This window comes from Cellulomonas hominis (assembly GCF_005239125.1).
Classification (GTDB): Bacteria; Actinomycetota; Actinomycetes; order Actinomycetales; family Cellulomonadaceae; genus Cellulomonas; species Cellulomonas hominis_A.
Map to the genome: position 1 here is coordinate 1 of NZ_SZYE01000033.1, position 26,102 is coordinate 26,102.

General features: G+C 74.6%; 24 protein-coding genes and 1 pseudogene. 4 read left to right on the top strand and 21 right to left on the bottom strand.

Annotated elements, in window-relative coordinates; all coding sequences use genetic code 11:
• Together FA014_RS19900 and FA014_RS06500 are read left to right on the top strand one after the other, a co-directional pair.
• Positions 1-435: MBL fold metallo-hydrolase (locus FA014_RS19900; protein ID WP_195969184.1), on the top strand; the 435-nt coding region annotated here is incomplete at its 5' end.
• A gap of 163 nt (positions 436-598) precedes the next feature.
• Positions 599-1,969: a DUF4190 domain-containing protein gene (locus FA014_RS06500; protein ID WP_154728884.1), complete on the top strand. Its 1,371-nt coding sequence runs from the start codon at positions 599-601 to the stop codon at positions 1,967-1,969.
• Between the two features lie 70 nt (positions 1,970-2,039).
• On the opposite strand, the gene FA014_RS06505 is transcribed toward FA014_RS06500, so the two are convergent.
• Together FA014_RS06505 and FA014_RS06510 are read right to left on the bottom strand one after the other, a co-directional pair.
• The gene (locus FA014_RS06505) at positions 2,040-3,212 is read right to left on the bottom strand and encodes an acyl-CoA dehydrogenase family protein (RefSeq protein ID WP_154728885.1); all 1,173 of its coding nucleotides are present in this window, start codon (positions 3,210-3,212) and stop codon (positions 2,040-2,042) included.
• 5 nt (positions 3,213-3,217) lie between these two features.
• Positions 3,218-3,655 carry an antibiotic biosynthesis monooxygenase family protein gene (locus FA014_RS06510; RefSeq protein ID WP_328288179.1) on the bottom strand — a complete coding sequence of 146 codons (438 nt, stop codon included), beginning with the start codon at positions 3,653-3,655 and terminating at the stop codon, positions 3,218-3,220.
• Between the two features lie 107 nt (positions 3,656-3,762).
• Between FA014_RS06510 and FA014_RS06515 the strand changes: the two genes are divergently transcribed.
• Entirely contained in the window at positions 3,763-4,053 is a 291-nt protein-coding gene (locus FA014_RS06515; RefSeq protein WP_154728886.1) for a YciI family protein, read from the top strand.
• Between the two features lie 48 nt (positions 4,054-4,101).
• Here FA014_RS06515 and FA014_RS06520 read toward each other — a convergent pair whose 3' ends face one another.
• The 3 genes from FA014_RS06520 to uvrB form a co-directional block, all read right to left on the bottom strand.
• Positions 4,102-5,136, bottom strand: a complete 1,035-nt coding sequence (locus tag FA014_RS06520) for a TerC/Alx family metal homeostasis membrane protein (protein ID WP_154728887.1) — start codon at positions 5,134-5,136, stop codon at positions 4,102-4,104.
• Positions 5,137-5,143: 7 nt separating this feature from the next.
• A complete protein-coding gene (locus FA014_RS06525; protein WP_154728888.1) occupies positions 5,144-6,184 on the bottom strand; it encodes a TerC family protein in 1,041 nt (346 codons plus the stop codon).
• A 352-nt stretch (positions 6,185-6,536) separates the two neighbouring features.
• On the bottom strand, positions 6,537-8,642 hold the full coding sequence (gene uvrB / locus FA014_RS06530) for an excinuclease ABC subunit UvrB (protein WP_154728889.1): 2,106 nt from the start codon (positions 8,640-8,642) through the stop codon (positions 6,537-6,539).
• A 213-nt stretch (positions 8,643-8,855) separates the two neighbouring features.
• Here uvrB and FA014_RS06535 point away from each other — a divergent pair, with 213 nt between their 5' ends.
• Positions 8,856-10,772, top strand: a complete 1,917-nt coding sequence (locus tag FA014_RS06535) for an HNH endonuclease signature motif containing protein (RefSeq protein ID WP_154728890.1) — start codon at positions 8,856-8,858, stop codon at positions 10,770-10,772.
• Between the two features lie 292 nt (positions 10,773-11,064).
• Here the strand turns inward: FA014_RS06535 and pcp are convergent, their stop codons facing one another.
• The 16 genes and pseudogenes from pcp to FA014_RS19905 all read right to left on the bottom strand — a co-directional run.
• The gene (gene pcp, locus FA014_RS06540) at positions 11,065-11,733 is read right to left on the bottom strand and encodes a pyroglutamyl-peptidase I (RefSeq protein WP_230322925.1); all 669 of its coding nucleotides are present in this window, start codon (positions 11,731-11,733) and stop codon (positions 11,065-11,067) included.
• Positions 11,730-12,359: a dephospho-CoA kinase gene (gene coaE / locus FA014_RS06545; RefSeq protein WP_154728891.1), complete on the bottom strand. Its 630-nt coding sequence runs from the start codon at positions 12,357-12,359 to the stop codon at positions 11,730-11,732. The genes pcp and coaE overlap by 4 nt, the downstream gene beginning before the upstream one ends.
• A 37-nt stretch (positions 12,360-12,396) precedes the next feature.
• Entirely contained in the window at positions 12,397-12,609 is a 213-nt protein-coding gene (locus FA014_RS06550; protein ID WP_154728892.1) for a hypothetical protein, read from the bottom strand.
• A gap of 84 nt (positions 12,610-12,693) precedes the next feature.
• Positions 12,694-13,464: an imidazole glycerol phosphate synthase subunit HisF gene (gene hisF / locus FA014_RS06555; RefSeq protein WP_154728893.1), complete on the bottom strand. Its 771-nt coding sequence runs from the start codon at positions 13,462-13,464 to the stop codon at positions 12,694-12,696.
• A gap of 2 nt (positions 13,465-13,466) precedes the next feature.
• Positions 13,467-14,375 carry an FKBP-type peptidyl-prolyl cis-trans isomerase gene (locus tag FA014_RS06560; protein ID WP_154728894.1) on the bottom strand — a complete coding sequence of 303 codons (909 nt, stop codon included), beginning with the start codon at positions 14,373-14,375 and terminating at the stop codon, positions 13,467-13,469.
• A 127-nt stretch (positions 14,376-14,502) separates the two neighbouring features.
• Positions 14,503-15,864 carry a Pup--protein ligase gene (gene pafA, locus FA014_RS06565; protein ID WP_154728895.1) on the bottom strand — a complete coding sequence of 454 codons (1,362 nt, stop codon included), beginning with the start codon at positions 15,862-15,864 and terminating at the stop codon, positions 14,503-14,505.
• 11 nt (positions 15,865-15,875) lie between these two features.
• Complete coding sequence (prcA, locus tag FA014_RS06570; protein WP_154728896.1) at positions 15,876-16,601, bottom strand: proteasome subunit alpha; 726 nt, start codon at positions 16,599-16,601, stop codon at positions 15,876-15,878.
• Positions 16,598-17,464 carry a proteasome subunit beta gene (gene prcB / locus FA014_RS06575; RefSeq protein ID WP_419178376.1) on the bottom strand — a complete coding sequence of 289 codons (867 nt, stop codon included), beginning with the start codon at positions 17,462-17,464 and terminating at the stop codon, positions 16,598-16,600. Before prcB ends, prcA begins: the two co-directional genes overlap by 4 nt.
• A gap of 3 nt (positions 17,465-17,467) precedes the next feature.
• The gene (locus FA014_RS06580) at positions 17,468-17,662 is read right to left on the bottom strand and encodes a ubiquitin-like protein Pup (protein WP_146837158.1); all 195 of its coding nucleotides are present in this window, start codon (positions 17,660-17,662) and stop codon (positions 17,468-17,470) included.
• A 122-nt stretch (positions 17,663-17,784) separates the two neighbouring features.
• Positions 17,785-19,419, bottom strand: coding sequence for a depupylase/deamidase Dop (gene dop, locus FA014_RS06585; protein ID WP_154728897.1), 1,635 nt, complete (start codon positions 19,417-19,419; stop codon positions 17,785-17,787).
• Positions 19,420-19,476: 57 nt separating this feature from the next.
• Positions 19,477-21,324, bottom strand: a complete 1,848-nt coding sequence (locus FA014_RS06590) for a carbohydrate-binding domain-containing protein (RefSeq protein ID WP_154728898.1) — start codon at positions 21,322-21,324, stop codon at positions 19,477-19,479.
• 62 nt (positions 21,325-21,386) lie between these two features.
• Complete coding sequence (locus FA014_RS06595) at positions 21,387-22,172, bottom strand: VTC domain-containing protein (protein ID WP_154728899.1); 786 nt, start codon at positions 22,170-22,172, stop codon at positions 21,387-21,389.
• Positions 22,169-22,780: a DUF4956 domain-containing protein gene (locus tag FA014_RS06600; protein ID WP_154728900.1), complete on the bottom strand. Its 612-nt coding sequence runs from the start codon at positions 22,778-22,780 to the stop codon at positions 22,169-22,171. The genes FA014_RS06595 and FA014_RS06600 overlap by 4 nt, the downstream gene beginning before the upstream one ends.
• Positions 22,781-22,922: 142 nt before the next feature.
• Entirely contained in the window at positions 22,923-24,551 is a 1,629-nt protein-coding gene (gene arc / locus FA014_RS06605) for a proteasome ATPase (protein ID WP_154728901.1), read from the bottom strand.
• A 156-nt stretch (positions 24,552-24,707) separates the two neighbouring features.
• Entirely contained in the window at positions 24,708-25,823 is a 1,116-nt protein-coding gene (locus tag FA014_RS06610) for a tRNA (adenine-N1)-methyltransferase (protein WP_154728902.1), read from the bottom strand.
• A gap of 11 nt (positions 25,824-25,834) precedes the next feature.
• Positions 25,835-26,102 (bottom strand): annotated as a pseudogene (locus FA014_RS19905) (site-2 protease family protein); the annotation flags it as partial.

The window sequence follows — 26,102 nt, forward strand, 5'->3', positions numbered from 1 at the left end:
CTCGCGGCCACCGGCGCGCCGCACGCCGCGGGCGCGGACGACGCCGCGGCGGTCGCCGAGGCCGCGGGGACCGCCGGACCCCGCGCGCTGGTCCACGGCGACGTCGTCACGGTGGGCGCGCTGCGGCTCGACGTGGTCGCGCTGCGGGGGCACACCCCGGGTGGGGTCGCGCTCGCCTACCGGGAGCCCGAGGACGCGCGGGCGCCCGGGTCCGTGCCCGGCCGGGTGCACCTGCTCACCGGCGACTCGCTCTTCCCCGGCGGCCCCGGGCGCACCGCCGACCCCGCGGCGTTCGACGCCCTGATGACCGACCTGGAGACGCGCGTGTTCGAGCGGTTCCGCGACGACACCTGGGTGTACCCCGGGCACGGGCGCGACACCACGCTCGGGATCGAGCGACCGCGGCTCGCCCGGTGGCGCGCGCGGGGCTGGTGAGGCCGGGCGGCGGGTGGCTCCGGCCCCGCGGCGGCGGCCGGGACCGGCTGCGGGACCGCCTGCGGGTGAAAGGGACATGTCGGGCGTGGACGGCGTCGTCGCAGGCAGCACCCCGTCTGCCATAGTGACGCACAGGACCGCCACAGGAAGCGAGAGGACGTCCATGTCGAACGACGGCAGCGCCACGCCGGAACCCGGGCAGCAGCCCGAGCAGCAGCCCGGCAGCAGTGCCTGGCCCACCCCGGGCTCCGGCACCGAGCGCCCCGCGGCGCCGGCGCCGTCCGGCTACGAGGCCTCCGCCTCCGGCCCCGCGCCCTCCGGCTACGAGGCGCCGTCCTGGCCCACCCCGCCCGGGTCGGGCTCGGACGCGCCGACGGCGGCGTACCCGACCACGCCGACCGCGGCGTACCCGACGTCCTCCCCGTACGGCGCCCCCGCCTCGGACGCGCCGACGGCCGCGTACCCCACGTCGTCGCCGTACGGGGCGCCCGCCGGTGACGCGCCGACCGCCGCGTACCCGGCGTCCTCGCCGTACGCCGCCCCCGGCTCCGGCGCGACCGGCGAGCAGCCGGCGGCCACGCCCTCCGGCGGCTACCCGCAGCCGGGCGGCGGCTACCCCCAGCCCGGGGGCGGCCAGCCCGGCTCCCCCTACCCGCAGCCCGGCGGCGGCTACCCCGGTGGCGGCTACCCCGGCGGCGGCTACCCGCAGGCCCCGTACAGCCCGAACCAGTACCCGGCCGGCTCGCGGACGGACGGCGTGTCCATCGCCGCGCTCGTCACGGGCATCCTCGGCACCGGCGTCGTCGCCCTGGTGCTCGGCATCGTCGGCCTGCGGCGGACGAAGAAGAACGGCACGCAGGGGCGCGGGTTCGCGATCGCCGGTGTCGTGCTCGGCGGCCTGGGCGTGCTCAGCTGGATCGTCCTCGGCGTCGTCATCGGCACCGCGGTCGTCGCGCACAACAACGAGCTGGCCGACCTGCGCTCCTCCTGCGAGTCGGGCGACATGCAGGCGTGCGACGACCTCTTCTACTCGGCACCGTCCGGCTCCGACGACGAGGAGTTCGGCGACACCTGCGGCGGGCGCACCGACGGCAGCACGCTCTGCACCTCCGTCGACCCCACCCGGTGGACCTACGGCGACGACACCGAGCTCGACGCGCTGTGGGACTCCTGCGCGGCCGGCGACCTCGCCGCCTGCGACAGCCTCTACTCCAGCGCCCCGTCCGGCTCCGAGTACGAGGAGTTCGGCAGCACCTGCGGCGGCACGACCGACGGCAGCACGTTCTGCGACTCCGGCGTGACCGACGGGGGCGCCGACGCGGGCACGGACCTCGGCAGCAGCACCGGCGCGCAGAACTACGGCGACGACCCCGAGCTCGACGCCCTCTGGGACGCGTGCCAGGCCGGGAGCGGCGCGGCCTGCGACGACCTGTACTGGGAGTCCGGGGCCGGCACCGCGTACGAGGACTTCGGCACCACCTGCGGCAACCGCGTCGAGTTCGCGGTGAGCTGCGAGTCCGAGATCGGCGGCTGACCGGCCGCACGGCTGCACGACGGCCCCGGGGCGGATCGCCCCGGGGCCGTCGTGCGTCCGGGGGGCGGCGTCAGCGCTCGACCGGGCCCAGCCAGGCGTTCGCGACCGTGCTGTGCGCCGACTCGTCGTCGGACGGGTGGAACAGCCCCGCGAGCACGTCGCGGTACAACCGGCCCAGCTCCGAGCGGGAGAAGTACGACCCGCCGCCCGACACCCGGATCGCGCGGTCCACCACCTCGCGGGCGGTCTCCGTGGCCCGGACCTTGAGCCCGACCACCTTGGCGAACCACAGCGCGCCGTGGTCCACCGCCTCGTCCACGTCCCGCGCGAGCGCCCACACCTGCGGCTCGATCCCGTCCTGCGCGATCGCGGCGTCCGCGATCCGCCACCGGATGTCCGGGTCCTGCGCGTAGGTCCGGCCGTCGTTCTTCATCGACGTCCGCCGGTGCGCCGCCGCCACCGCCAGCTCGAGCGCGCGGCGCCCGATCCCCGTGTAGACCGCCGCCAGCAGGATCTCGAACACCTGGAACAGCGCCAGCACGTACGGGTCCGCGCTCGGTCCCGGCGGCAGCGCCCGGAACACCCGCTCCGGCGCGGCGTACGCGCCGTCGAGCACCGTGGTGCAGCTCTGCGTCGCCCGCATCCCGAGCGTGTCCCAGTCGTCCTTCGTCTCGATGCCGCCGTCGGCACGCGCGACCACGCCGTGCACCAGGCGCGGGCCGTCCGGGTGGTCCGCGTCGAGGCCGAACGTCGTCAGCCGGGTCCACACCGGGGACAGCGACGTGAAGATCTTCGTGCCGAAGTACCGGTAGCCGCCGTCGGGCTGGCGCTCGGCCCGGGTGCGCGAGGCGAACATCACCAGGTCGTTGCCCGCCTCCGAGTTGCCGAACGCGAACACCTCCCCCGCGGCCGCGTCGCGCAGCACGAGCTCCAGCGAGTCGTCGCCGCGGGCCGCCAGCACCGCCGCCATCCCGGTCACCACCAGGTGCATGTTCACGGCCAGCGCCGTCGCGGGCGCCGCTCCGGCGAGCCGCACCTGCTCCCGGGCGACCTCCTCCAGCGTCAGGCCCGCGCCGCCCAGCGCCTCGGGCACGAACGCCCGCAGGTAGCCGGCGTCCCGCAGCTCCGCCAGGTCGGCGTGCGGGAACGTGTTCTCGCGGTCGTGCACCGGCGCCCGCTCCGCCACCCGGGCCAGCAGGTCGGCGGTGAGCAGGGTGCGCGGGGCGGCGGAGCCAGAGGTCATGCCGCTCACTCTGCCACCGCCGTGCGGGCCGCCGGACGCGCGGGACCGGCGGGGTCGGCACCCAGCACGGCGACGTGGTGCTCGACGACGGGGTGCGGGTCGTAGAACCGGTGCAGCAGCTCCCGCCACCGCCCGTACGCCGCCGACCCGCGGAAGCCCTCCTCGTGCGCGGCCACCGACTCCCAGCCCACCAGCAGCAGGTACGCCTCCGGGCTCTCGACGCTGCGCGACACCCGCGCGCCGCGGAACCCCGGCGCCGCGGCGATCAGCGGCAGCGCCTCCCGCATCGCCGCCTCGAACGCGGCCGTGCGGCCCGGGCGGACCCGGAGCGGGGCGTGCTCGAGCACTGGAGCGGTGAGCAGCGCCGCGCCGTCCGGGGCGCTCGGCGCCCGGTCGCTCGGCGGCGGGGCGGGCGAGGGTCCGGGCGGCGGGAAGGCGGTCACCGGGGCATCGTCGCACCTGGTCGACCCGCACCGGCAGGGGCCGCGGGCCTGTGTCGCTCGCCGGCCGGCCCGCGCGGGCGCGGCACGTCGTGCGGCAGGATGGCGACATGGCCACCTTCGCCGTCCGGTACACCTACGACCAGCGCGCCGACCTGCAGGACGAGGTCCGCCCCGAGCACCGCGCCTACCTGCGTGGGCTCGCCGACCGCGGGCTGCTCCGCGGCTCCGGCCCGTTCACCGACGGCGCGCCCGGCGCGCTCCTCGTGTTCGAGACCACCGACACGGCCGCCCTCGAGGTGCTGCTCGCGGACGACCCCTTCGCGCGGGCGGGCGTGATCGCGGACGTCGAGATCCGGGCCTGGAACCTCATCCTCGGTCCCTGGGCCGCCGGCGCCTGACGCGGGCCCCCGCGCCCGGGACCGCGCCGGGCGCGATCGCGGGGCGGCTCAGGCGTCGCGGTCGGCCTCCCCGGTCGGCACCGCCGCCGCGGCCCGCCGCTCGTCCCGGCGCGACGCCGCGACGCTCGTCACCGCCGTGACGCCGAGCGTCACGACGATCACGGCCAGCGAGACCCACGAGGGCAGCTCCGGCGCCCACCCGACGGGCTCTCCGCCGTTCACGAACGGCAGCGTGTTCTCGTGCAGCGCCTGGAGCACGAGCTTCACGCCGATGAACCCCAGCAGCACGCCCAGGCCGACGTTGAGGTAGCGCAGCCGGGTCAGCAGGCCGCCGAGCAGGAAGTACAGCTGGCGCAGACCCATCAGCGCGAACACGTTCGCCATCAGGACCAGGTACGGCTCCTGCGTCAGGCCGAACACCGCCGGGATCGAGTCGAAGGCGAACAGCAGGTCCGTCGCGCCGATGGCGACGAGCACCAGCAGCATCGGCGTGACGTGCCGGCGGCCGTTGACCTTCGCGGTGAGCCGCACGCCGTCGTAGCCGTCCGTCGTCGGCAGGAACCGCTGCACCACGCGCACGAGTGCCGGCGCCTTGTAGTCCTCGGCCGCCTCGTCCGCGTCCTCCCCGACGCCCTCGCGCGCGACCTTGACGGCGGTCCACACCAGGAACGCGCCGAACAGGTAGAACACCCAGGAGAACGACGCGATCGCCGCGGCCCCGATCCCGATGAAGACCCCGCGGAACACCAGCGCCAGGATGATGCCGATCAGCAGCGCCGTCTGCTGGTACTGCCGCGGGACCGCGAACCGGCTCATGATCAGCAGGAACACGAACAGGTTGTCCACCGACAGCGAGTACTCGGTCAGCCACCCGGCGACGAACTCGCCCGCCGGGCCGCCGCCCCACACGAGGGCGACGACCACGGCGAACGCGAGCGCGAGGCCGATGTACAGACCGAGGTAGCGCAGGCACTCCGCCGTCGTCGGGATGTGCGGCCGCCGGCCCACCACCGCGACGTCCACGATCAGGACGGCGGCGGCGAGGCCGAGCGACACGGCCCAGACGAGCGGAGAGACGTCCATGCGCGGGTCAGTGCTCCTTGCTGGTGGCGGGCTCCTCGTCCGCGGTGAGGGCGGGAGCGGCGGCCCGGTCGCGCCGGGTCTTGGCCAGGCTCGCGACGGTCGCGACGGTGAGCGTACCCAGGATCACGAGCAGCGACAGCCAGGTCGGGATCTCCGGCGCCCACTCGATGTGCTCGCCCCCGTTGATGAACGGCAGCTCGTTGACGTGCATCGCGTGGAAGACCAGCTTCAGGCCGATGAAGGCGAGGATGAACGCCAGGCCCTTGTTCAGGTACACCAGGCGCTCGAGCAGGCCGCCGATCAGGAAGTACAGCTGGCGCAGGCCGAGCAGCGCGAACGCGTTGGCCGTGAACACGATGTACGGCTCCTGCGTCAGGCCGTAGATCGCCGGGATCGAGTCGAGGGCGAACAGCACGTCCGTGGCGCCGATGGCCACCATCACGACCAGCATCGGGGTGATGAACCGCTTGCCGTCGATCTTCGTGGTCAGGCGGTCGCTGTGGTACTCGTCCGTCGACGGCACGACCCGCTTCAGCAGCCGGACCGCGAGGCCGTCCTTCTGCTCGTCCGCGTGCGACAGCTCGTCGTCGTCGTGCTTCTCCTTCGCCAGCTTGGCGCCGGTGTACACGAGGAACGCCCCGAAGATGTAGAACACCCAGGACCACTGCTCGATCGCCGCGGCGCCCAGCAGGATGAACACCGTGCGCAGCACGAGGGCGATCACCACGCCGACCAGCAGCACCTTCTGCTGGAACTCCCGGGGCACCGCGAACTTCGTCATGATGATGAGGAAGACGAAGAGGTTGTCGACGGAGAGGCTCTTCTCGGTCACGTACCCCGCGAAGTACTCCGTGCCGTGGTCCCAGCCCCAGACGAAGCCGAGCCCCACACCGAAGACGATCGCCAGGCCGACGTAGATCGCGGACCACGTGGCGGCCTCGCGGAAGGAGGGCGCGTGCGGCGTGCGCACGTGCGCGAAGAAGTCGAACAGGACCATCCCGACGATCGCGACACCGGTCGCGATCCAGACCCACAGGTCGACGGACATAGAGCTTTCCTCCGGTACAGACGGCTGAAGATACGGCTGAGTACCGGAGGTCTCTCCCACCCGTTGACCGGGCCGACGTCCCGGGTCGGCGTCGTCGACGACCGTGATGACGGGGGCGTCGTGTCGGGATACTCCCCTCCACTGCGTGCGCCAGCATAGGTCATCGGTCCCACACGCACCGCGCCAGCTCGTGTGATGGACGCGTGACGCGCGTCATGACGGCCGGGCGCCGCCCTCAGGTCATGCAGCACTCGTCGCCCTCGGGGTCCGCCACGACCACCCACGCGCGCCCCCGCGCGGGTCGTCGACCTCGAGCAGCACCGAACCGCCGTAGCCGAGGCGCGCGCGCCGGTCAGGCGGTCGCGGCGTGCATCTGCCGCAGCTCCTTCTTCAGCCCGGAGATCTCGTCGCGCAACCGGGCCGCGAGCTCGAACTGCAGCTCCCCCGCCGCCGCGTGCATCTGGTCGGACAGCTCCTGGATCAGCCCGGCGAGCTCACCCGCAGCCGCTCCCGCGAGCTTCGTCCGCTCCGTCGCCGGCTGGGCCTTCGACCCGAGCCCCGGGACCGGCGCCTTGCCGCGGCTGGCCTGCCGGCCGGCACCGCCGAGCAGCTCGGCCGTGTCCGCGTCCTCGCGCGCCAGGAGGTCGGTGATGTCGCCGATCTTCTTGCGCAGCGGCTGCGGGTCGATGCCGCGTTCGGTGTTGTACGCGATCTGCTTCTCGCGGCGGCGGTCCGTCTCGTCCAGCGCGAGCTGCATGGCGGGCGTGATCTTGTCCGCGTACATGTGCACCTCGCCCGACACGTTGCGGGCCGCGCGGCCGATCGTCTGGATCAGCGACTTGCCCGACCGGAGGAAGCCCTCCTTGTCCGCGTCGAGGATCGCGACCAGGGACACCTCGGGCAGGTCGAGACCCTCGCGGAGCAGGTTGATGCCGACCAGCACGTCGTACTCGCCCATGCGCAGCTCGCGCAGCAGCTCCACCCGGCGGAGCGTGTCGACCTCGGAGTGCAGGTACCGGACCCGGACGCCCTTCTCCAGGAAGTAGTCCGTGAGGTCCTCGGCCATCTTCTTGGTCAGCGTCGTGACCAGGACGCGCTCGTCCTTCTCCACGCGGAGGCGGATCTCCTCCAGGAGGTCGTCGATCTGGCCCTTCGTCGGCTTCACCACGACCTGCGGGTCGACCAGCCCGGTCGGGCGGATGATCTGCTCGACCACGCCGTCCGACATCGCGAGCTCGTAGTCGCCGGGCGTGGCCGACAGGTAGACCGTCTGCCCGATCCGCTCGACGAACTCCTCCCAGCGCAGCGGGCGGTTGTCCATCGCGCTCGGCAGCCGGAACCCGAAGTCGACCAGGTTCCGCTTGCGGGACATGTCGCCCTCGAACATCGCACCGATCTGCGGGACCGTCACGTGCGACTCGTCGATGACCAGCAGGAAGTCCTCGGGGAAGTAGTCGAGCAGCGTGTTCGGCGCCGTCCCGGGTGCGCGGCCGTCGATGTGCCGCGAGTAGTTCTCGATGCCCGAGCAGGAGCCGATCTGGCGCATCATCTCGATGTCGTACGTCGTGCGCATGCGCAGCCGCTGGGCCTCCAGCAGCTTGTTGGCCCGCTCCAGGTCCTTGAGCCGCTCCTCGAGCTCGTGCTCGATCCCGTGGATCGCGCGCTCCATGCGCTCGGGGCCGGCGACGTAGTGCGTCGCCGGGAACACGTGCACCTGCTTCTCGTTGCGGACGACCTCGCCCGTCAGCGGGTGCAGCGTCTGGATCGCCTCGATCTCGTCACCGAAGAACTCGATGCGGATCGCCAGCTCCTCGTACACCGGGATGATCTCCACGGTGTCGCCGCGCACCCGGAAGGTCCCGCGGGTGAACGCCATGTCGTTGCGGGCGTACTGCATCGAGACGAACTGGCGGAGCAGCGCGTCGCGGTCCACCTGGTCGCCGACGTCGAGCGTCACCATGCGGTCGACGTACTCCTGCGGCGTGCCCAGGCCGTAGATGCAGGACACCGAGGCGACCACGACCACGTCCCGGCGGGTCAGCAGCGAGGACGTCGCGGAGTGCCGCAGGCGCTCCACCTCGTCGTTGATCGACGAGTCCTTCTCGATGTACGTGTCCGTCTGGGCGATGTACGCCTCGGGCTGGTAGTAGTCGTAGTACGAGACGAAGTACTCGACCGCGTTGTTCGGCAGCAGCTCGCGGAACTCGTTCGCGAGCTGCGCGGCCAGCGTCTTGTTCGGTGCCATGACGAGCGTCGGGCGCTGCAGCTCCTCGATCAGCCAGGCCGTCGTCGCCGACTTGCCCGTACCGGTCGCACCCAGCAGCGTGACGTCCTTCTCCCCCGCCCGGATCCGCTGGGCGAGCTCCGCGATCGCCTGCGGCTGGTCGCCGGACGGCTTGAACTCGGACACCACCTCGAACGGGGCGACGGTGCGCTGCAGGTCGGTCACGGGACGCATGCGTCAACCGTACGACGCGGGTCTGACACACGCGCCGGGCGGGGGCTCGGGTTCGCCGAGGGCGTGGGAGCCGGGGGTCGTGCGCGGCGGCGGGCGGGGCGTCACCGCTCGACGAGCGGTCACCGAGTCCTCCACAGGAGATGGGGCGTGCTGCGTCCCCAGGGCGAGCGCGCGGCCGAGGGGCGCGTGGGTGGTCGCCGGTAGCGTTCTTGCATGGTTGACCTGCAGGAACACCCCGACGGCGACACGCTCGCCGGCCTGGTGCTGCCGGTCTACGGGCCCGACGGTGTCTGCCTGACCGACTACGGGCCCGACCCCGTGGTGGCGTTCGGTGGGGCGCCGCGCACCGGTGAGCAGCGGCAGGTCGAGGCGATCGCCGCGTGTCCGCCCGGACCGGTGCTCGATGCCTGGTTGCGGGGGCTGGACCTGACGGTGCTGGCCTCGGCGGTCCTGGTCGAGGTGGTGGCGGCGCGGGCGCGGATGGAGGCGCACCAGCACGCCGCGATGCTGGACGCGGTCGCCGAGCTCGCGACCCGCCCTGAGGTGGCCCCGGACTGGTCGCCGTTCGCGGGTGCGCCGCCGACGCATCCGAGCGTGGCGGGGGACGAGCTGGCCATGCGGCTGGGCTGGGCGCGGGTCTCGGCGAGCAAGGCCGTGAACCGGGCGCTGCTGCTGAACGGGATGCTGGCGGCCACCGGCCAGGCCCTGCAGACCGGGCACATCGACGCCGCCAAGGCCGACGTGATCGCGACCGGGCTGACCGACCTGCCCTACCAGGCCGCCCACGCGGTCGAGACCGCGGTCCTGCCCGACGCCGCGCAGTGCTCCCGCAAACAGCTCGAGCAGCGAGTCGCCCGCGAGGTCCGGCTCGCCGACCCCCACGGTGAGGTCGGCCGGCACACCCTGGCCCGACGAGGCAGGCGCGTCACCCACCCACGGCAGCGGCCGCACGGGATGGCCGCGATGTGGGTGGTGCTGGCCGCCGAGGACGCCACCCGCGTCGACGGCGTCCTGGACCACACCGCCCGCGCAGCCAAGGCCCTGGGCGATTCCCGGACCCTGGATCAGCTGCGCGCCGACGGGCTGCGGGACCTCGTGGTCGGGGACGTGCCCGAGTCCGACGGTCCCGCGTTCGAGGTCCATCTGGACCCACCCGCCCCGGTGCTGCCGACCCCGCGCCGAGGGGCGGACTGGCTCGTGACCACCACCCGACGTCAACCGGTGCGCCCACGCGGCGTCGAGCCGATCCCGACCGCCACCGTCATCCCGGTGAGTGAGCCGTCAGCGACACCGCTGCCCGGTCCCGCACCCGACGCTCCCGCCGAGACCGACCCACCGCCTTCCCCGCCTCCCGCGCCGTTGACCACCACCTCGCCGACCGAGCCCGTCGTCGGCACCACGCCCACCGGGGCCGCCGCGAGCACCACGCCGACCCAGTCACCGCCCGGCACCGCGCCGACCGGGCCCGCCGCGAGCACCACGCCGACCCAGTCACCGCCCGGCACCACGCCGACCGAGCCCGCGCCCGACTCCGCGCCGACTACGACGACAACCGCCCGGCGTGGCTGCCGGCGCTGCGCCGGCCGACCCGGCGCCGAGGTGCGGGTCACCATCGCCGCCTCCACCCTCCTGGGCCTGGACGACGCCCCCGCCGACCTCGACGGGTACGGCCCCATCGACGCCGTGCGCGCCCGCGCCCTCGCCGACGGCGGGGTGTGGCGGCGCATCGTCACCGACCCGGTCACCGACCAGGTCCTGGACGTCGGACGCGAGCGATACCGACCACCAGCCGGGCTCGCGGAGTTCGTGCGCACCCGCGACAGAACCTGCGTCGCGCCCGGGTGCACCTTCCCGGCACGGAGCGCCGACCTGGACCACACCATCGAGTACCACCGGCAACCCGGCTACCCACCCGATCAACCTTTGGGCCGGACCGATGCCGGTAACCTCGGCCCGCTCTGCCACCGCCACCACCGCCTGAAGACCGACGGCGGCTTCCGGCTACGCCAGATCCAACCCGGGCTCTTCGAGTGGATCACCCCCACCGGCCACCGCTACCTCGTGCGCTCCGGCACCGGCCGCACCCACGACGCCACCACCGACCCGCACGACGCAGCCCCACCGTTCTAGGCACTGGCCCGCTGGGCAGCCTCAGATCGGTGCGGCGCTGCGCGGGGCGCTCGGGCACGCCGTCGCCCCGCCCTCCTCGGCTCGGCACGGGGCGATGTCGGGCATGCACGCCCGACCTCGCCCGATCTCGCCCGATCGCACCCGACCTCGCCCGTACCTGGAGCGTGGCCCGCACCCCGCCCCTCAGCGCGCCGCCCGGGCGACCGCGCCCCGCCAGCCTGCCGCCCGTCAGTCCGTCAGTCCGTCAAGCCGTCAAGCCGTCAAGCCGTCAAGCCGTCAAGCCGTCAAGCCGTCAAGCCAGCGTGCCCGCCGCCAGCCGCACGTCCTCGGTCGTCCGCAGGGCCGCACGGAGCACCGCGCGCAGCCCCTCCGCCGCGGCCTCCACCCCGAGCGAGGCCGCGCCGTCGGGCACCTGCTCCGGCAGCCGCGGGACGTGCACGAACCCGCCCCGGGCGCCGGGGGCGCGGCCCGCGGCGAGCTGGTCGGCGAGGGCGTAGGCGATGGTGTTGCACACGAAGGTCCCGGCGGAGTTGGACACCTCGCCCGGGACGCCGGCGTCGAGCACGGCGGCGAGGCAGGCCTTCACCGGGAGGGTCGAGAAGTACGCGGCGTCGCCGCCGGGGACGACGGGCTCGTCGACGGGCTGCGCGCCGTCCTCGTCGGGGATGCGCGCGTCCTGGACGTTGACGGCGACGCGCTCGACGGACACGGCGGACCGCCCGCCGGCCTCACCGACGGCCACGACCAGCGACGGGCGGGTGTCGAGGAGGAGCTCGGCGAGCCGCCGCGGGGCGCGCGCGAAGGAGACGGGCAGCAGGGCGGTGACGAGGGCGGCGCCCTCGGCGGTCTGGTCCCACGTCGCGGCGACGGCGCGGACGGCGGCCCAGGAGGCGTTGACCTCCTGCTGCTCGAACGGCTCGAACCCGGTGAGCAGGACGGTCGGCACGGCGCCTCGGGTCACGGGGTGTCCACCTCCTGCTCGTCGTGCCGCTCGGCGGCGAGGCGGTCCCACAGCGCGTCGACCTGCTCCTGCAGCTCCTCCGGCGCGCCGGAGCCGTCGAGGACGACGTCGGCGACGGCGAGCCGCTCGTCGTCGGTGGCCTGGGCGGCGATGCGCCGCTCGGCCTCGCCGCGGTCGAGCCCGCGGATCCGGACAAGGCGCTCGACGCGCAGGACGGCCGGGGTGTGCACGAGGACGACGAGGTGGAAGGCGTCGGCCCGGCCGGTCTCGACGAGCAGCGGGACGTCGTGCACCACGACGGCGCCGGGGTCGGCGGCGGCGGCCGCGGCCTCGCGCTCGGCGGCGAGCCGGCGGACGACGGGGTGCACGATGCCGTTGAGGCGCTCGCGCGCGCCCGCGTCGGCGAAGACGACGGCACCGAGCGCGGGGCGGTCGAGGCCGCCGTCGGGCAGGAGGACGCCCTCGCCGAACTCCTCGGCGACGGCGGCGAGGCCCGCGGACCCCGGGGCGACGGCGTCCCGGGACAGCAGGTCGTAGTCGATGAGGACGGCACCCCGCGCGGCGAGGCGCTCGGCCGCGACCGACTTGCCGGCCGCGATCCCCCCGGTCAGTCCGATGCGCTGCATCGCCCCATCGTGCCGTGCCGGGGCGCAGGGCCGCACCTCACCGGTCGCGCTGAGGGCGGCGGTGGCGCAGCCGGCGCAGCGACCACACGAGCAGGTACAGCCCGACCGCGACCTGGAGCGCGGCGACCACCACGCCGAGGGTGCGCCCCTCGTCCGCGGCGATCACGCCGAGCACGACGCCGCAGACCGCGAGGACCGGCGCGGCGACGAGGTTGACGCGCAGCCGCCTGGTCGACACGTCGGTGGTCACGGTCCGCAGCCTGCCAGGGGCCGGACACGGCGCTCGGCGAGCGGCCGGCGCGCGTACGGCGGCGGGTCGTCGCCGTACGCGCCGTCAGCGGACGGTGTGCCCCGTCGCGCGCAGGTGGTCCTTGACCTGCCCGATGGTGAGCTGCCCGAAGTGGAAGACGCTGGCGGCCAGCACCGCGTCGGCACCGGCGTCGGCGGCCGCGGCGAAGTGCTCGACGGTGCCGGCGCCGCCGGAGGCGATGAGCGGGATGCGGACCTCGCGGCGGACGTCGCGCAGCATCTCGAGGTCGAACCCGGCCTCGGTGCCGTCGGCGTCCATGGAGTTGAGCAGGATCTCGCCCGCACCGAGCTCGGCGGCGCGGACGGCCCACGCGACGGCGTCGATGCCGGTGCCCTGCCGGCCGCCGTGCGTGGTGACCTCGTAGCCGGAGTCGGTGCGGGTGTCCCCGGTGACGCGCCGGGCGTCGACGGAGAGGGTGAGGACCTGGCTGCCGAACCGCTGGGCGATCTCGGCGATGAGCTCGGGCCGGGCGATCGCGGCGGTGTTGACCCCGACCTTGTCGGCACCGGCGCGCAGGAGCCGGTCGACGTCGTCGGCGGACCGGACGCCGCCGCCGACGGTGAGGGGCACGAAGACCTCCTCGGCGGTGCGCCGGACGACGTCGTAGGTGGTCTCGCGGTCGCCGGAGGAGGCGGAGACGTCGAGGAAGGTGACCTCGTCGGCGCCCTCGGCGTCGTACCGGCGCGCGAGCTCGACGGGGTCGCCCGCGTCGCGCAGGTTCGCGAAGTTGACGCCCTTGACGACGCGGCCGGCGTCGACGTCGAGGCACGGGATCACCCGGAGGGCGACGGACACGCTCACTCCCCTTCCGGCGCGGCGGTGGCGCCCGGGTCGCTGCCCTCGGCCGCGGCGGGTGCGCGGGTGGCGAGCAGGTCGATGACGAAGACGATGGTCTGCCCCTGGAGCTCCTCGCTCTGGGTGGCGCCGAGGCCGTAGGACGGCGGCACGACGACCATGACCTGGCTGCCGACGGTCTGCTCGACCAGGGCCTCGGACCACGCGGGGACGTCCTCGAGCGTGAACGTGTTGGGGCTGCCGTTGGTCCAGGTGGAGTCGAAGGCCTCGCCGGTGGACCAGACGAAGCCGGTGAACTGGACGGTGATGACGTCGCCCGCGGCGACCTGGGCGCCGGTGCCGCGGATGAGCGGCTGGACGACGAGGTCGGACGGCGGCTCGGTGCCGGTGGGCGCGAGGGACGGGGCGCCGTCGTCGTCGAGGGTGACGGCGGGCATGCCCTCGCGCGGGGTGACGGGCTCGCCGGACGCGCGGATGGGCAGCACGTCGAGGACGGTGACGGTCGGGTAGGACGAGGCGCTGGCGTCGGAGGCCGGGCTGATCTGGAGCAGCCGCGCGCCGACCTTCTGGCCGGAGAGGGTGGCGTACAGGTCCTTGCCGAGGTCCTCCTCGGTGAGGAGCCGCGGGGTCGGGCTGGAGCTGTAGGACTCCTTGACGAGGGAGGCGTCGGAGGCGTCCTCGAGCCAGAAGTCGAGGAGGACGGGCCGGCCCTCGACGAGGTCGGGCCCGGTGCCGGGCCAGACGACCTCGTGCATGGCCTCGGTGACGCTCAGGGGCGTGCGGTACGTGACGGTCGGGGCGCTGCCGGCGTCGCCGGTGACGACGACCTCCGGGGGTGCCGGGTCCTGCGAGGTGCAGGCCGCGAGCAGCAGCATCGCCGCGGCGGCGCAGGCGGCCACGAGTCGTCGCACGTCGTTCCTTCCGAGGGTCCTGCAAGGTGCGCGCCCACTGTACGGGTCCGCGCGCACCCCTCCGGCCGACCCCTCGGTCGGGTCCGGTGAAGACCCGGGGCGCACCCGGCGCGCGGGGCCGGCCGGGTCACATGGACTCGATGAGCCGCTCCACCCGGTCGTCGACGCTGCGGAAGGGGTCCTTGCACAGGACGGTGCGCTGGGCCTGGTCGTTGAGCTTGAGGTGCACCCAGTCGACGGTGTAGTCCCGCCGGGCCTCCTGGGCCGCCTGCACGAACTCGCCGCGGAGCTTCGCGCGCGTGGTCTGCGGCGGGACGGACGTGGCCTCGAAGACCTCGACGTCGGTCGTGACGCGCTCGACGAGCCCGCGCTGGGCGAGCAGGTTGTACAGGCCCTCGGTGCGGGAGATGTCGTGGTACGCGAGGTCCATGCGGGCGACCCGGACGTCGGACAGGTCCAGGTCGTGCTTGGCGCGGTACCGCTCGATGAGCCGGTACTTGATGACCCAGTCGAGCTCCCGCTCGACGAGCGACAGGTCGCCGGTGCGCAGGGCCCGCAGGCCGCGCTCCCAGAGGTCGAGGACCTGCTTGACCTCGGGTCCTGCGTCGGTCTCGGCGCCGACCCAGTCCTGGACGCGGCCGAGGTACTCCTCCTGGAGGTCGACCGCGGTGACGGTGCGCCCGGTGACGAGGGTGACGGGGTGCATGCCGGTGAGGTCGTGGCTGATCTCCCGGATGGCCCGGATCGGGTTCTCCAGGGTGAGGTCGCGCATGGGCAGGCCGGCCTCGATCAGCCGCAGCACGAGGTCGGTGGAGCCGACCTTGAGCATGGTGGTGGTCTCGGACATCGAGGAGTCGCCGACGATGACGTGCAGCCGGCGGTAGTGCTCGGCGTCGGCGTGCGGCTCGTCGCGGGTGTTGATGATCGGCCGTGACCGGGTGGTCGCCGAGGACACGGACTCCCAGATGTGGTCGGCGCGCTGGGACAGGCAGAAGACGGCGCCGCGCGGGGTGGCGAGGACCTTGCCCGCGCCGGTGAGGATCTGCCGGGTGATGAGGAACGGCACGAGGACGTCGGACAGCCGGGCGAAGTCGCCCTGCCGCCGCACGAGGTAGTTCTCGTGGCAGCCGTAGGAGTTCCCGGCCGAGTCGGTGTTGTTCTTGAACAGGTGGATCCGCCCGGACAGGCCCTCGTGCTCGAGGCGCTGCTGGGCGTCGGCGACGAGGCCCTCGAGGATCCGCTCCCCCGCGCGGTCGTGCGTGACCAGCTGGCGCCAGTCGTCGCACTCGGCGGTGGCGTACTCGGGGTGGGAGCCGACGTCGAGGTAGAGCCGGGAGCCGTTGCGCAGGAAGACGTTCGAGGACCGCCCCCAGGCGACGACCTTGCGGAACAGGTACCGCGCGACCTCGTCGGCGGACAGGCCGCGCCCGTCCTCGGCGGCGCAGGTCACGCCGTACTCGGTCTCCAGGCCGAAGATGCGTCGGTCCATGGGGTGGCTCCTCAGGGCAGGTCGGGTGCTGCGGCCGAGCCCAGCAGGTCCTCGAGGACCACGCCGGACAGGCGCCGGAACGCGCGGCGCGGGCGCGTGCGGTCCAGGACCGCGACCTCGAGCTGGGCGGCGGGGATGACCCGGCGGTCGTCCTCGTCGGCCCCGTCGGCGGGGGTGCCGAGCACCCGGACGGCGAGCTGCAGCACGTCGGCCAGCGGCATGCCGGGCGTCCACGCGCCGGCGACCTCCTCGCGCAGCCGCTCGGCCTGGCCGCCCATGACGACGAAGCCGCGCTCGTCGGCGACGGACCCGTCGTAGGACAGCCGGTAGATCTGGTCGGTCGCGGCGTCCACGCCGACCTCGGCGACGACGATCTCGACCTCGAGGGGCTTGGACTCGGTGGTGAAGACGGTCCCGAGGGTCTGGGCGTACGCGTTGGCGAGGCCGCGGGCGTTGACGTCCCGGCGGTCGTAGGAGTAGCCGCGCAGGTCGGCGTACCGGACGCCGGCGACGCGCAGGTTCTCGAACTCGTTGTACTTGCCGACGGCGGCGAACGCGATGCGGTCGTAGATCTCGGACACCTTGTGCAGGGCCCGGGACGGGTTCTCGGTGGCGAAGGCGATGCCGTCCTCGTAGGCGAGGACGACGACGGAGCGGCCGCGGGCGATGCCCTTGCGCGCGTAGTCCGCCCGGTCCTTCATGAGCTGCTCGGGCGAGACGTAGAACGGCATGCTCATCGGTCGGCCTCCTCGGCGGCGCGGGCGCGGGCGTGGCCCTCGGCGCGGTCGGCGAGCACCCGGGCCACGACCTCGCCGAGGTCGTCCTGCGGCACCCGCAGGTAGCCGGCCGCGGTGACCGTGGCGACCACGGGCCAGATCCGCCGGGACGTGTCGGGGCCGCCGGTGGCGGAGTCGTCGTCGGCGGCGTCGACGAGGGCCTCGACGGCGACGCGGACGGCGTCGGCGGCGTCGAGCCCCGGCCCCCAGAGCTTCTTCAGGGACCCGCGGGCGAACACGGAGCCCGAGCCGACGCTGTGGTGCTGGTGCTCCTCGTACCGGCCACCGGTGACGTCGTAGGAGAAGATCCGCCCGGTGCCGCGGTCGAGGTCGAAGCCCGCGAACAGCGGGACGACCGCGAGCCCCTGCAGGGCGAGGCCGAGGTTGCCGCGGATCATGGTCGCGAGCCGGTTGGCCTTGCCGTCGAGCGACAGCAGGGTGCCCTCGATCTTCTCGTAGTGCTCGAGCTCGAGCTGGAACAGCCGGACGAGCTCGACGGCGAGCCCCGCGGTGCCGGCGATGCCGACGGCGGAGTACTCGTCGCCCGGGAACACCTTCTCGATGTCCCGCGAGGCGATCTGGGAGCCCATGGTGGCGCGCCGGTCGCCGGCCATGACCACGCCGCCCGCGAAGGACAGCGCGACGATGGTGGTCGCGTGCGGTGCGGCGGCGCCGGGGGTCACGTCACCGACCGGGAGCGGGGTGCGCCGCCCGGGCAGCAGGTCCGGGGCGTGCTGGGCGAGGAAGTCGACGAAGGAGGACGACCCGGGGGTGGTGAACGCCCCGGGCAGCCGCCCCGCCGGGATCAGCGGGTCCGTCGGCACGCGTCACTGCCCGCCCTTCTGCACGAACCCGCGCACGAACTGCTCCGCGTTGGTCTCCAGGACGTCGTCGATCTCCTCGAGGAGGGCGTCGACCTCGGCGTCGCGCTGCTGCGCGGCCGCCGTGGCCTGCTCGACGTCGGGCCCGTCGACCGGCTCGTCGTCCTCGCGACGGTCCCGAGCGCGCTCCTGACCAGCCATGTCCACCTCCGGCGGTAGTCGGGCACGGGCCGCGCGCGCTGGGCGTGCGACCCGCAGTGCCACCACCCTAGGCCCTGGTCGGCGCGGGTTCCCGTGGGGCCGGGGCGCGTCGCCGCCGCGGCTCAGGAACCGAGCGCGTCCAGCAGGCTGCTGACGTCCGGCGAGGACTCGAGCAGGGCCTCGACGTGCGCGCGCGTGCCGCGCAGCGGGTCGCGCATGGGCACGCGCTGGAGGGTGGGCGCGCCGGGCACGTCGAAGACGACGGAGTCCCAGCTGGCCGCGGAGACGTGGGCGCCGAACCGCGCGATGGTCCGCCCGCGGAAGTAGGCGCGGGTGTCCTCCGGCGGGTCGGTGACGGCGGCGCGCACGTCCTCGTCGGCGACGAGCCGCTCGACCGCGCCGGCCTCGAGCAGCCGGTGGTAGAGGCCGCGCTCGGGCCGGACGTCCGACCACTGCAGGTCGACGGCGGCGAGGCGCGGGTGGTCCCAGTCCAGGTGGTCGCGGCGACGCAGGCCCTCGAGCAGCCGCATCTTGGCGAGCCACTCGACCTCGCGGGCGCAGGACGCCGGGTCGGTGGCGAGCCGGTCGAGCAGGGAGCCCCACCGGGCGAGGACGTCGGCGGTCTGGGCGTCGGGGCCGTCGCCGTCGCCCGTGCCGACGGACCGGCCGACCGCGGTCCGCACGGCGGCCAGGTACTCCTGCTGGACCTCGATCGCGGTGAGCAGCCGGCCGTCGGCCAGGTGCAGCTTCCGGGTCAGGGCGACGTCGTGGCTGACGGCGTGCACGGACCCGACCGGGTCGGCCAGCGCGAGCCGGTCCAGGGTCGGGCCGAGGTCGGCGGCGGAGCCGTCGGCGATGCGCTCGATCAGCCACAGGACGAGCGAGGTGGTGCCGAGCTTGAGGTAGGTGGCGACCTCGAGCTGGTTGGCGTCGCCGATGATCACGTGCAGCCGGCGCCACTTGTCGGGGTCGGCGTGCGGCTCGTCGCGGGTGTTGACGATGGGCCGGCGCAGGGTGGTCTCCAGACCGACCTCCGCCTCCATGTAGTCGGCGCGCTGGGACAGCTGGAAGCCGGCCTCCTCGCCGCGCTGGCCGATGCCGACGCGCCCGGCGCCGGTGAACACCTGCCGGGTGACGAGGAACGGCGTCAGGCGCGCGGCCAGGTCGACGAACGGGACGGACCGCTCGACGAGGAAGTTCTCGTGGGTGCCGTAGGTCGCGCCCTTGCCGTCGACGTTGTTCTTGTAGAGCGCGACGTCGGGCAGGGCCGGCGTGGACGCCAGGGCGCGCACCGAGGCCAGCATGACCAGCTCGCCGGCGCGGTCCCAGCGGACGGCGTCCAGCGGGTTCGTCACCTCGGGCGACGAGTACTCCGGGTGCGCGTGGTCGACGTACAGGCGGGCTCCGTTGGTGAGGATCACGTTGGCGGCGCCCGGGTCCTCGTACTCCTCCGCGAGCGAGCGGGCGACCTCCTGCGGGCCGTCGGCCGCGGCCCCGTCGCCGGACGGCGCCGGGCGCGCCGGGTCGTCCGTGAGCAGCGAGGGGTGGGCCGCGGCCCGCTGGAGGTGGAAGCCCCGCGCGTCCTGCAGCGGGTCCTCGTCGTCGTAGTCCCACCGGGCCTTGACCCGCCCGCCCTGGCGGGCCGCGGCGTGCACCGCCACCACGTGGCTGGACAGGAGCATCGGGTTCGCGGTCGGGCGGCCCGGCTGCAGCACGCCGTACTCGGTCTCGATCCCCATCACGCGGCGCACGGTCACGCGGCCCACCCTATGTCGCCGGTCGGCGCGCGGACCCGGTCGGGCCCGAGTCCCCCGTCACCCCTGCGCGCCGGGACGGCCGGGCGCCTGCCCGCCGGGCCGGCCGCCGCCCGTGCCACCCGCGCCGCCGGTGTGCTCGCCGGCCGTGACGGTCAGGACCTCGGTCGCGCCGGACGCGTCCCCGGCGGTGGTGTAGCCGTCGAACGCGTCGCCCGACGCCGTGGCCCCGGCGGCGACGGTGTACTGCTCCCCCGCCGTGAGGCCGGCCGCGGAGACCACCAGCGAGGTGATCGGCTCGGTGGGCGTGAAGGTCGCGACGACGGTGCCGTCGGCGTCGACCACGGCGAGGGTCGTGCCCGCGGCCTGCGCGCTGTCGAAGGTCGCGGACACCCAGCCCTGCCCGTCGGTGCCGGGGGCCGTGGCCATGCCGGAGGAGCCCGCGGCCACGAGGGTGCCGCCGGTGACCGACGGGGTGCTGTCGGCGTCGATCGCACCGTTGCCGTCGTCGGTCGGCCCGTTCACGACGACGGTGCCGCCGGACATCGTCAGCGTGCCGTTGGCGTCCAGGCCGTCGCCGCCCGCGTCGACCGCGACGGTCCCGCCCGTCACGGTGAGGATGGCGGTGCCGGCGGACTCGCCGCCGGGCCCGGCCCAGTCGCCCTGGGTGTCCTCGGTGGACCCCGTCGCGCTGCTCGCTGCGTTGATGCCGTCGTCGGAGGCGACGACGGCGATGTCGCCGCCGGCGAGGGTGATCGCCTCGGCCTCCAGTCCCTCGTACGAGGTCAGCACGTCGACCACGCCGCCGGTGACGTCGAGGGCCGCGTCGGCGTGCACCCCGTCGTCCCCGCTGGACAGGGTCAGGTCGCCGTCGCTGATCGACACGATGCCGTCGGAGTGCACGGCGTCGTCCGAGGAGTCGACGGTGACCGCGCCGCCGCCCACCACCACGCTCGCGGAGCCCGTGACGCCGTTGGTGGAAGTCTCGTCGCTCGGCTCGGTGCCGCTGCCGCCGCCCGCGATGACGTCGAGGGTGCCGCCGGTGACCACCACGTCGGTCTCGGCGTCGACGCCGTCCCCGGCGGCGTCCACGACGAGCGCGCCGCCGGAGACCACGACGAAGCCCGTCGTGGTGTCGGAGTCGTCGTCGGCCTCGAGGCCGTCGCCGCCGGCCGTGACGTCGATCGTGCCGCCCTCGACGACGAGGTAGTCCTTGCCGCGGATGCCGTCGTCGACGGCCTCGACGGTGAGGTCGCCCGACTCGATCACCAGGCCGTCCTTCGACGTGATGCCGTCGTTCGCGCTGCCGGTCACGGTGAGCGCGCCGTCCCCGGTGATCGTGAGGTCGGCGGTGCTGAACAGGGCGGCGTTCGGGGCGTCCTCGGCGTCGGCGTCGGCGTACGTGGCGGCGTCGGCGAGCGCGTTGACCGAACCGTCGGCGAGCTCGACGACGGCGGAGGCGGCGCTGCTGACGACGAGGGCGGCGCCGGTGGACGAGGTGACGTCGGCGCCGTCCAGCACGAGGCGCACGACGGCGTCGCCGGCGTCGACGACGACCCGGCCGTCGACGAGGGCGCCGGTGACCGTGTAGGTGCCGCCGGCCGTGATCGTGACGACGGACCCGTCGACGGTGACGCCCTCGGCGTCGGAGGTGGCGGTGCCGCCGTCGAGCGTGATCGTGCCGGTGGCGGCGCCGGCGTCGGGCACCTCGTGCACCTCGGCGTTCGCGGCGAGCACCTCCTCGGCGCTCGAGCCCGCGGCGACGTCGGTGACGGTGCTGCTGGTGGTCCCGGCGGCGTCGGACGAGCCGGTGCCGGCCACGGCGTCGGCGGTGCAGCCGGTGAGCAGCAGGCCGATCAGGGCGGCGGGGAGGGCGAGGACGGGGACGACGCGGCGCGGTCGGCGCATGAGAGGACTCCTGAGGGTGCGGGGGCCGGGTCGGGGTGGTCGCCCGGGCGGGGTGCGGCGGGTCAGTCGGCGAGCGAGCGGCGCAGGGTGCGCCGCCACGGCCGGCCGCCGAGGGCGGGGTCGAGGACGACCAGCCCGGTGGCGTACTTGGAGATGCGGCTGGGCCGGTGGCCGAGGGCCCACAGGGCCCGGTCGGCGCAGGACGCGCCGCCGACGCTCTTGGTCTCGACGACGGCGTGCCCGGGGACGGCGGCGGTGGAGCGCGCGCCGAGCCACTCGAGCCCGGTGTCGACGGTGAGCCGGGCGCCGTCCGGGAGGTGCAGGGTCCGGCGGCGGTACCGCGTGGTGAGGGTCGGGGCGAGCAGCGGCTCGGCGCCGTCGCCGGCGCGCGCCAGGTCGACGCCGTGGGAGCGCAGGGTGTCGAGCACGAAGCCGAGCGCGGGCCCGACGTCGTCCCGGGCGCGGACGTCGTGCTCGCGCCGGTCCTTGACCGTGGTGCCGCGGGGTCCGCGGGTCTTCACCTCGAGCCAGCAGCCGCCGGAGTCGGTGTACGTGCGGGTGCGGACCTTGTACCGGCGGCGCCGGCGGCCCGCGGCGAGGTGGAACGCGTCGAGGTCCGGGGTGTCGAAGTACACCGACGTGTACCCGAAGGCGTCCCGGCCGTCGACGACGAGCCGGCGGGTGCCGGCCGGGAGCGCGGCCGCGAGTCCCGGGAGGGCGGCGAGCGGCAGGACGTACTTGCGGTCGACGCGGGTCTGCAGCGCGGCGGTCGCCTGGAGCTCGTCGAGGTCGACGGGGGGCAGCACCGCGAGGCCGGCGAGGTGGGGAGCGTCGGCGACCGCGGTCACCGGGTCGCCCCGGCGTACGTCGCGGCGGGCACGGCCGGGGCGGGCGGCGCGGGCGGCGCCCCGGCGGGCCGCGCGGCGTACCGCACGTCCACGACGGTGGTGTCGTCGACGAGGTCCAGCCGCTGCACCGTCGCGCCGTGCACCCGGGCGCCGAGCAGCTGCTCGAGGTGCGCGACGAGCGCGGCGTGGTCGCCGAACGCGCGGTCGACCACGACGACCTGCTGCCGGTACCCGCGCAGCAGCCGCGGGTGGTCGCCGACGTACAGGGCCGCGAGGACCATCGCCATGAGCGCGAGGGCCAGCGCGCCGAGCGACGAGCCGAGCCCGCCGATGAGCCCGAGCGCGAGGGCGGCGAAGTAGTACGCCACCTCGCGCTGGTCGATCTCGGACGACCGCAGCCGGATGATCGACAGCACGCCGAACAGCCCCAGGCCGAGGCCCGCGCCGACTGTGCTGGTCGACAGGGCGCCTGCGACGGCCAGGACGCCGACGTTGACGCCGAGGAACGCGACGACGAGGTCGCGCCGGCGGTGCCGGGGGAAGTACAGGGCGAAGGTCAGCACGACGATCGCGACGAGATCGGCGGCGAGCAGGACGGGGGCAGGCATGGGCACCTCGCGGGTCGGGGATGAACGCCCGGCGAACCGGGTCCGACCATCTAGCCGCGCGGCGCTGTGCCGTCCCTGTGCACGAGCAGGGCCCGCCGTCTGAGTCGACGGCGGGCCCCGGTCGGCGCGTGGGCTCGGGCCGCTACAGGTACTGCCCCGTGCTCTGCACGTTCTCGATCCGGCGCGAGGCCTCCTCGCCCTTCTTGTCCTGGACGATCGTGCGGATGAACACGATGCGCTCCCCCTTCTTGCCGGAGATGCGCGCCCAGTCGTCGGGGTTCGTGGTGTTCGGCAGGTCCTCGTTCTCCTTGAACTCGTCGACGCACGCGGTGAGGACGTGCTCGACGCGCAGGCCGCGCTGGCCGGTCGCGAGGAGGTCCTTGATCGCCGACTTCTTCGCGCGGTCGACGACGTTCTGGATCATCGCGCCGGAGTTGAAGTCCTTGAAGTACAGGACCTCCTTGTCGCCGCTGGCGTAGGTGACCTCGAGGAACCGGTTCTCCTCGTTCTCGGAGTACATCCGCTCGACGGCCCGGGCGATCATCGCGTCGACGGCCGCGACGGCGGAGCCGTGGTGCTCGGCGACGTCGTCGGCGTGGATCGGCAGGTCCGGGGTCAGGTACTTGGCGAAGATCTCGCGGGCGCCCTCGGCGTCGGGGCGCTCGATCTTGATCTTCACGTCGAGCCGGCCGGGGCGCAGGATCGCCGGGTCGATCATGTCCTCGCGGTTGGAGGCGCCGATCACGATGACGTTCTCGAGCCGCTCGACGCCGTCGATCTCCGCGAGCAGCTGGGGCACGATCGTGGTCTCCACGTCGCTGGACACGCCGGTGCCGCGGGTACGGAACAGCGACTCCATCTCGTCGAAGAACACGACGACGGGGTGCCCCTGGGACGCCTTCTCGCGGGCGCGGGCGAAGATCAGCCGGATGTGCCGCTCGGTCTCGCCGACGTACTTGTTGAGCAGCTCGGGGCCCTTGACGTTGAGGAAGTAGGACTTGGCCTCGGCGACCTCCTCGCCGCGGGCGCGCGCCGACGTCGCGGCGAGCGAGTGCGCGACGGCCTTGGCGATGAGCGTCTTGCCGCACCCCGGCGGGCCGTAGAGCAGGACGCCCTTCGGCGGCTTGAGGCCGTGCTCCCGGAACAGGTCCGGGTGCAGGAACGGCAGCTCGACGGCGTCGCGGATCTGCTCGATCTGCGGGCCGAGGCCGCCGATGTCGGTGTAGTCGATGTCGGGCACCTCCTCGAGCACGAGGTCCTCGACCTCCGCCCGCGGCACCCGCTCGAACACGAAGCCGCTGCGCGCCTCCACCGTCAGGGCGTCGCCGACGCGCACGGAGCCGTCCAGCACCTGGCCGGCGAGCCGCACGACCCGCTCCTCGTCGCCGCGGCCCACGACCAGGGCGCGGTCGCGGCCGATCAGCTCCTTGACCGTCACGAGCTCGCCGACCTGCTCGTAGCCGCCCGCCTCGACGACCGTGAGCGCCTCGTTGAGCATGACCTCCTGGCCGGGCCGCAGCCGGTGCACGTCGATCGCGGGGCTCGCGCCGACGTGCATCTTGCGGCCGGCGGACACCACGTCGACAGTGCCGTCCTCGCGCGCGGTCAGGAACGTCGCGAACGTGCCCGGGGGCTTCGCGAGGTCGTCGATCTGGCGCTTGAGCTCGATGATCTGGTCGCGCGCGGCCACGAGCGCGTCGGACATGCGCTCGTTCTTGGCGGCCAGGAGCGCGAGCTCGCGCTGCAGGTCGCGTGCTGTCGGTTCCGTCATCGCGGTACCTCCGATCGCGGGTCGACCTCACGGCGCTGTGGGGCTGTCGTGGGGGAACCCTAACCACACGTGTCAATCGCAGCCGCGGCGCCTCGCCGGGGCGCGGCGGGGGCGTCGCCGGGCCCCGCCGGGCCGTCCGCGGGGGCCCTCCGCGGGTCAGCCGGCCTCGGGGGCCTGGCCCACGTCACGGCGCACGCGGCGCACCTTCTTGTCGGACACCGCGCGCTCGCCGAGGGCCTCGGGGGTCCACTCGGCGTCGGGGACCTCCTGGAAGGACCTGCTGGTCACGACGTCGCCGGTCTCGTCCACGAGGGCCGCGTCGGCGGCGCCGGGCGCGCCCTCGGCCTCCCCCGGCCGGGAGCCCTTGGCCGGGCGGCGCTTGCGCAGCGGCGGCAGGACGCCGTCGGCGAGCCGGCGGGTGGTCAGCAGGAAGCCGGTGTGCCCGATCATCCGGTGCTGCGGGCGCACGGCCAGGCCCTCGAGGTGCCAGCCGCGGACCATCGACTCCCAGGCCTGCGGCTCGGTGTACCGGCCGTCGGCGCGGAGGTCCTCGGCGAGGCGCGAGAGCTGCGTCGCGGTCGCCACGTACGCGATCAGCACGCCGCCCGGGGCGAGCGCGGTCGCCACCGCGTCCAGGTTCTCCCACGGGGCCAGCATGTCGAGGACGACCCGGTCGACCTCGCCCGGCGCCTCCGCGACCGGCAGCACGTCGGACAGGTCGCCGACCGAGAGCCGCCACGCGGGGTGCGGGCCGCCGAAGAACGTCTCGACGTTGCCGCGCGCGATGGCCGCGAAGTCCTCGCGGCGCTCGATGGAGTGCAGCCGGCCGCCGTCGCCGACGGCGCGCAGCAGCGACATCGTGAGCGCGCCCGAGCCGACCCCGGCCTCGACGACGCGGGCGCCGGGGTAGATGTCGGCCATCGCGACGATCTGGCCGGCGTCCTTGGGGTAGACGACCGCGGCGCCGCGGGGCATCGACAGCGTGTAGTCGCTCAGCAGCGGGCGCAGCGCCAGGTACTCGACGCCGCCGTTGCTCGTGACCGTGGTGCCCTCGGGCTCGCCGATGAGCTCCTCGTGCCGGAAGTAGCCCTTGTGCGTGTGGAACGTCGCGCCGGGCGCGAGCGTGATCGTGTGCAGCCGGCCCCGGGGGTCGGTCAGCTGCACCCGCTCCCCCACCCGCAGCAGGCCGCGGCGCTGGTCGGCGCCCGTCGGCGTCGGGGCGGCGGCGGGCGCGGGCGCGGAGGGCTGCTCGGCGGGGGTCTGCTCGGTCACGGGGGTCGATCCTAGGGGCGCAGGGCCGCGGCCACGTCCGCGCTGCGCACCAGCGCGACGACCTGGCCGTCCCGGACGGCGGCCAGCACCGGGGAGAACCGGGACACCGCCGCGACCGCCTGGACGAGCGCGGGACCGCGCAGCGCCGCGTCGACGACCGCGCCCGCGGGCAGCGTCACGGCGACGGCGGTGAGCGGGACGTGGGCGCGGTCGGCGGGCGGCACGGCGTTGGCCGCCTGCGGGTCGACGTACGCCGCGGGGCGGCCGTCGGGGGCGAGC

Coding starts and splice junctions, on each gene's coding strand:
- FA014_RS06500 (WP_154728884.1), top strand. CDS start 599: ATGTCGAACGACGGCAGCGCCACGCCGGAACCCGGGCAGCAGCCCGAG.
- FA014_RS06505 (WP_154728885.1), bottom strand. CDS start 3,212: ATGACCTCTGGCTCCGCCGCCCCGCGCACCCTGCTCACCGCCGACCTG.
- FA014_RS06515 (WP_154728886.1), top strand. CDS start 3,763: ATGGCCACCTTCGCCGTCCGGTACACCTACGACCAGCGCGCCGACCTG.
- FA014_RS06520 (WP_154728887.1), bottom strand. CDS start 5,136: ATGGACGTCTCTCCGCTCGTCTGGGCCGTGTCGCTCGGCCTCGCCGCC.
- FA014_RS06525 (WP_154728888.1), bottom strand. CDS start 6,184: ATGTCCGTCGACCTGTGGGTCTGGATCGCGACCGGTGTCGCGATCGTC.
- uvrB (WP_154728889.1), bottom strand. CDS start 8,642: ATGCGTCCCGTGACCGACCTGCAGCGCACCGTCGCCCCGTTCGAGGTG.
- FA014_RS06535 (WP_154728890.1), top strand. CDS start 8,856: ATGGTTGACCTGCAGGAACACCCCGACGGCGACACGCTCGCCGGCCTG.
- coaE (WP_154728891.1), bottom strand. CDS start 12,359: ATGCAGCGCATCGGACTGACCGGGGGGATCGCGGCCGGCAAGTCGGTC.
- pafA (WP_154728895.1), bottom strand. CDS start 15,864: ATGGACCGACGCATCTTCGGCCTGGAGACCGAGTACGGCGTGACCTGC.
- prcA (WP_154728896.1), bottom strand. CDS start 16,601: ATGAGCATGCCGTTCTACGTCTCGCCCGAGCAGCTCATGAAGGACCGG.
- FA014_RS06580 (WP_146837158.1), bottom strand. CDS start 17,662: ATGGCTGGTCAGGAGCGCGCTCGGGACCGTCGCGAGGACGACGAGCCG.
- FA014_RS06590 (WP_154728898.1), bottom strand. CDS start 21,324: ATGCGCCGACCGCGCCGCGTCGTCCCCGTCCTCGCCCTCCCCGCCGCC.
- FA014_RS06600 (WP_154728900.1), bottom strand. CDS start 22,780: ATGCCTGCCCCCGTCCTGCTCGCCGCCGATCTCGTCGCGATCGTCGTG.
- arc (WP_154728901.1), bottom strand. CDS start 24,551: ATGACGGAACCGACAGCACGCGACCTGCAGCGCGAGCTCGCGCTCCTG.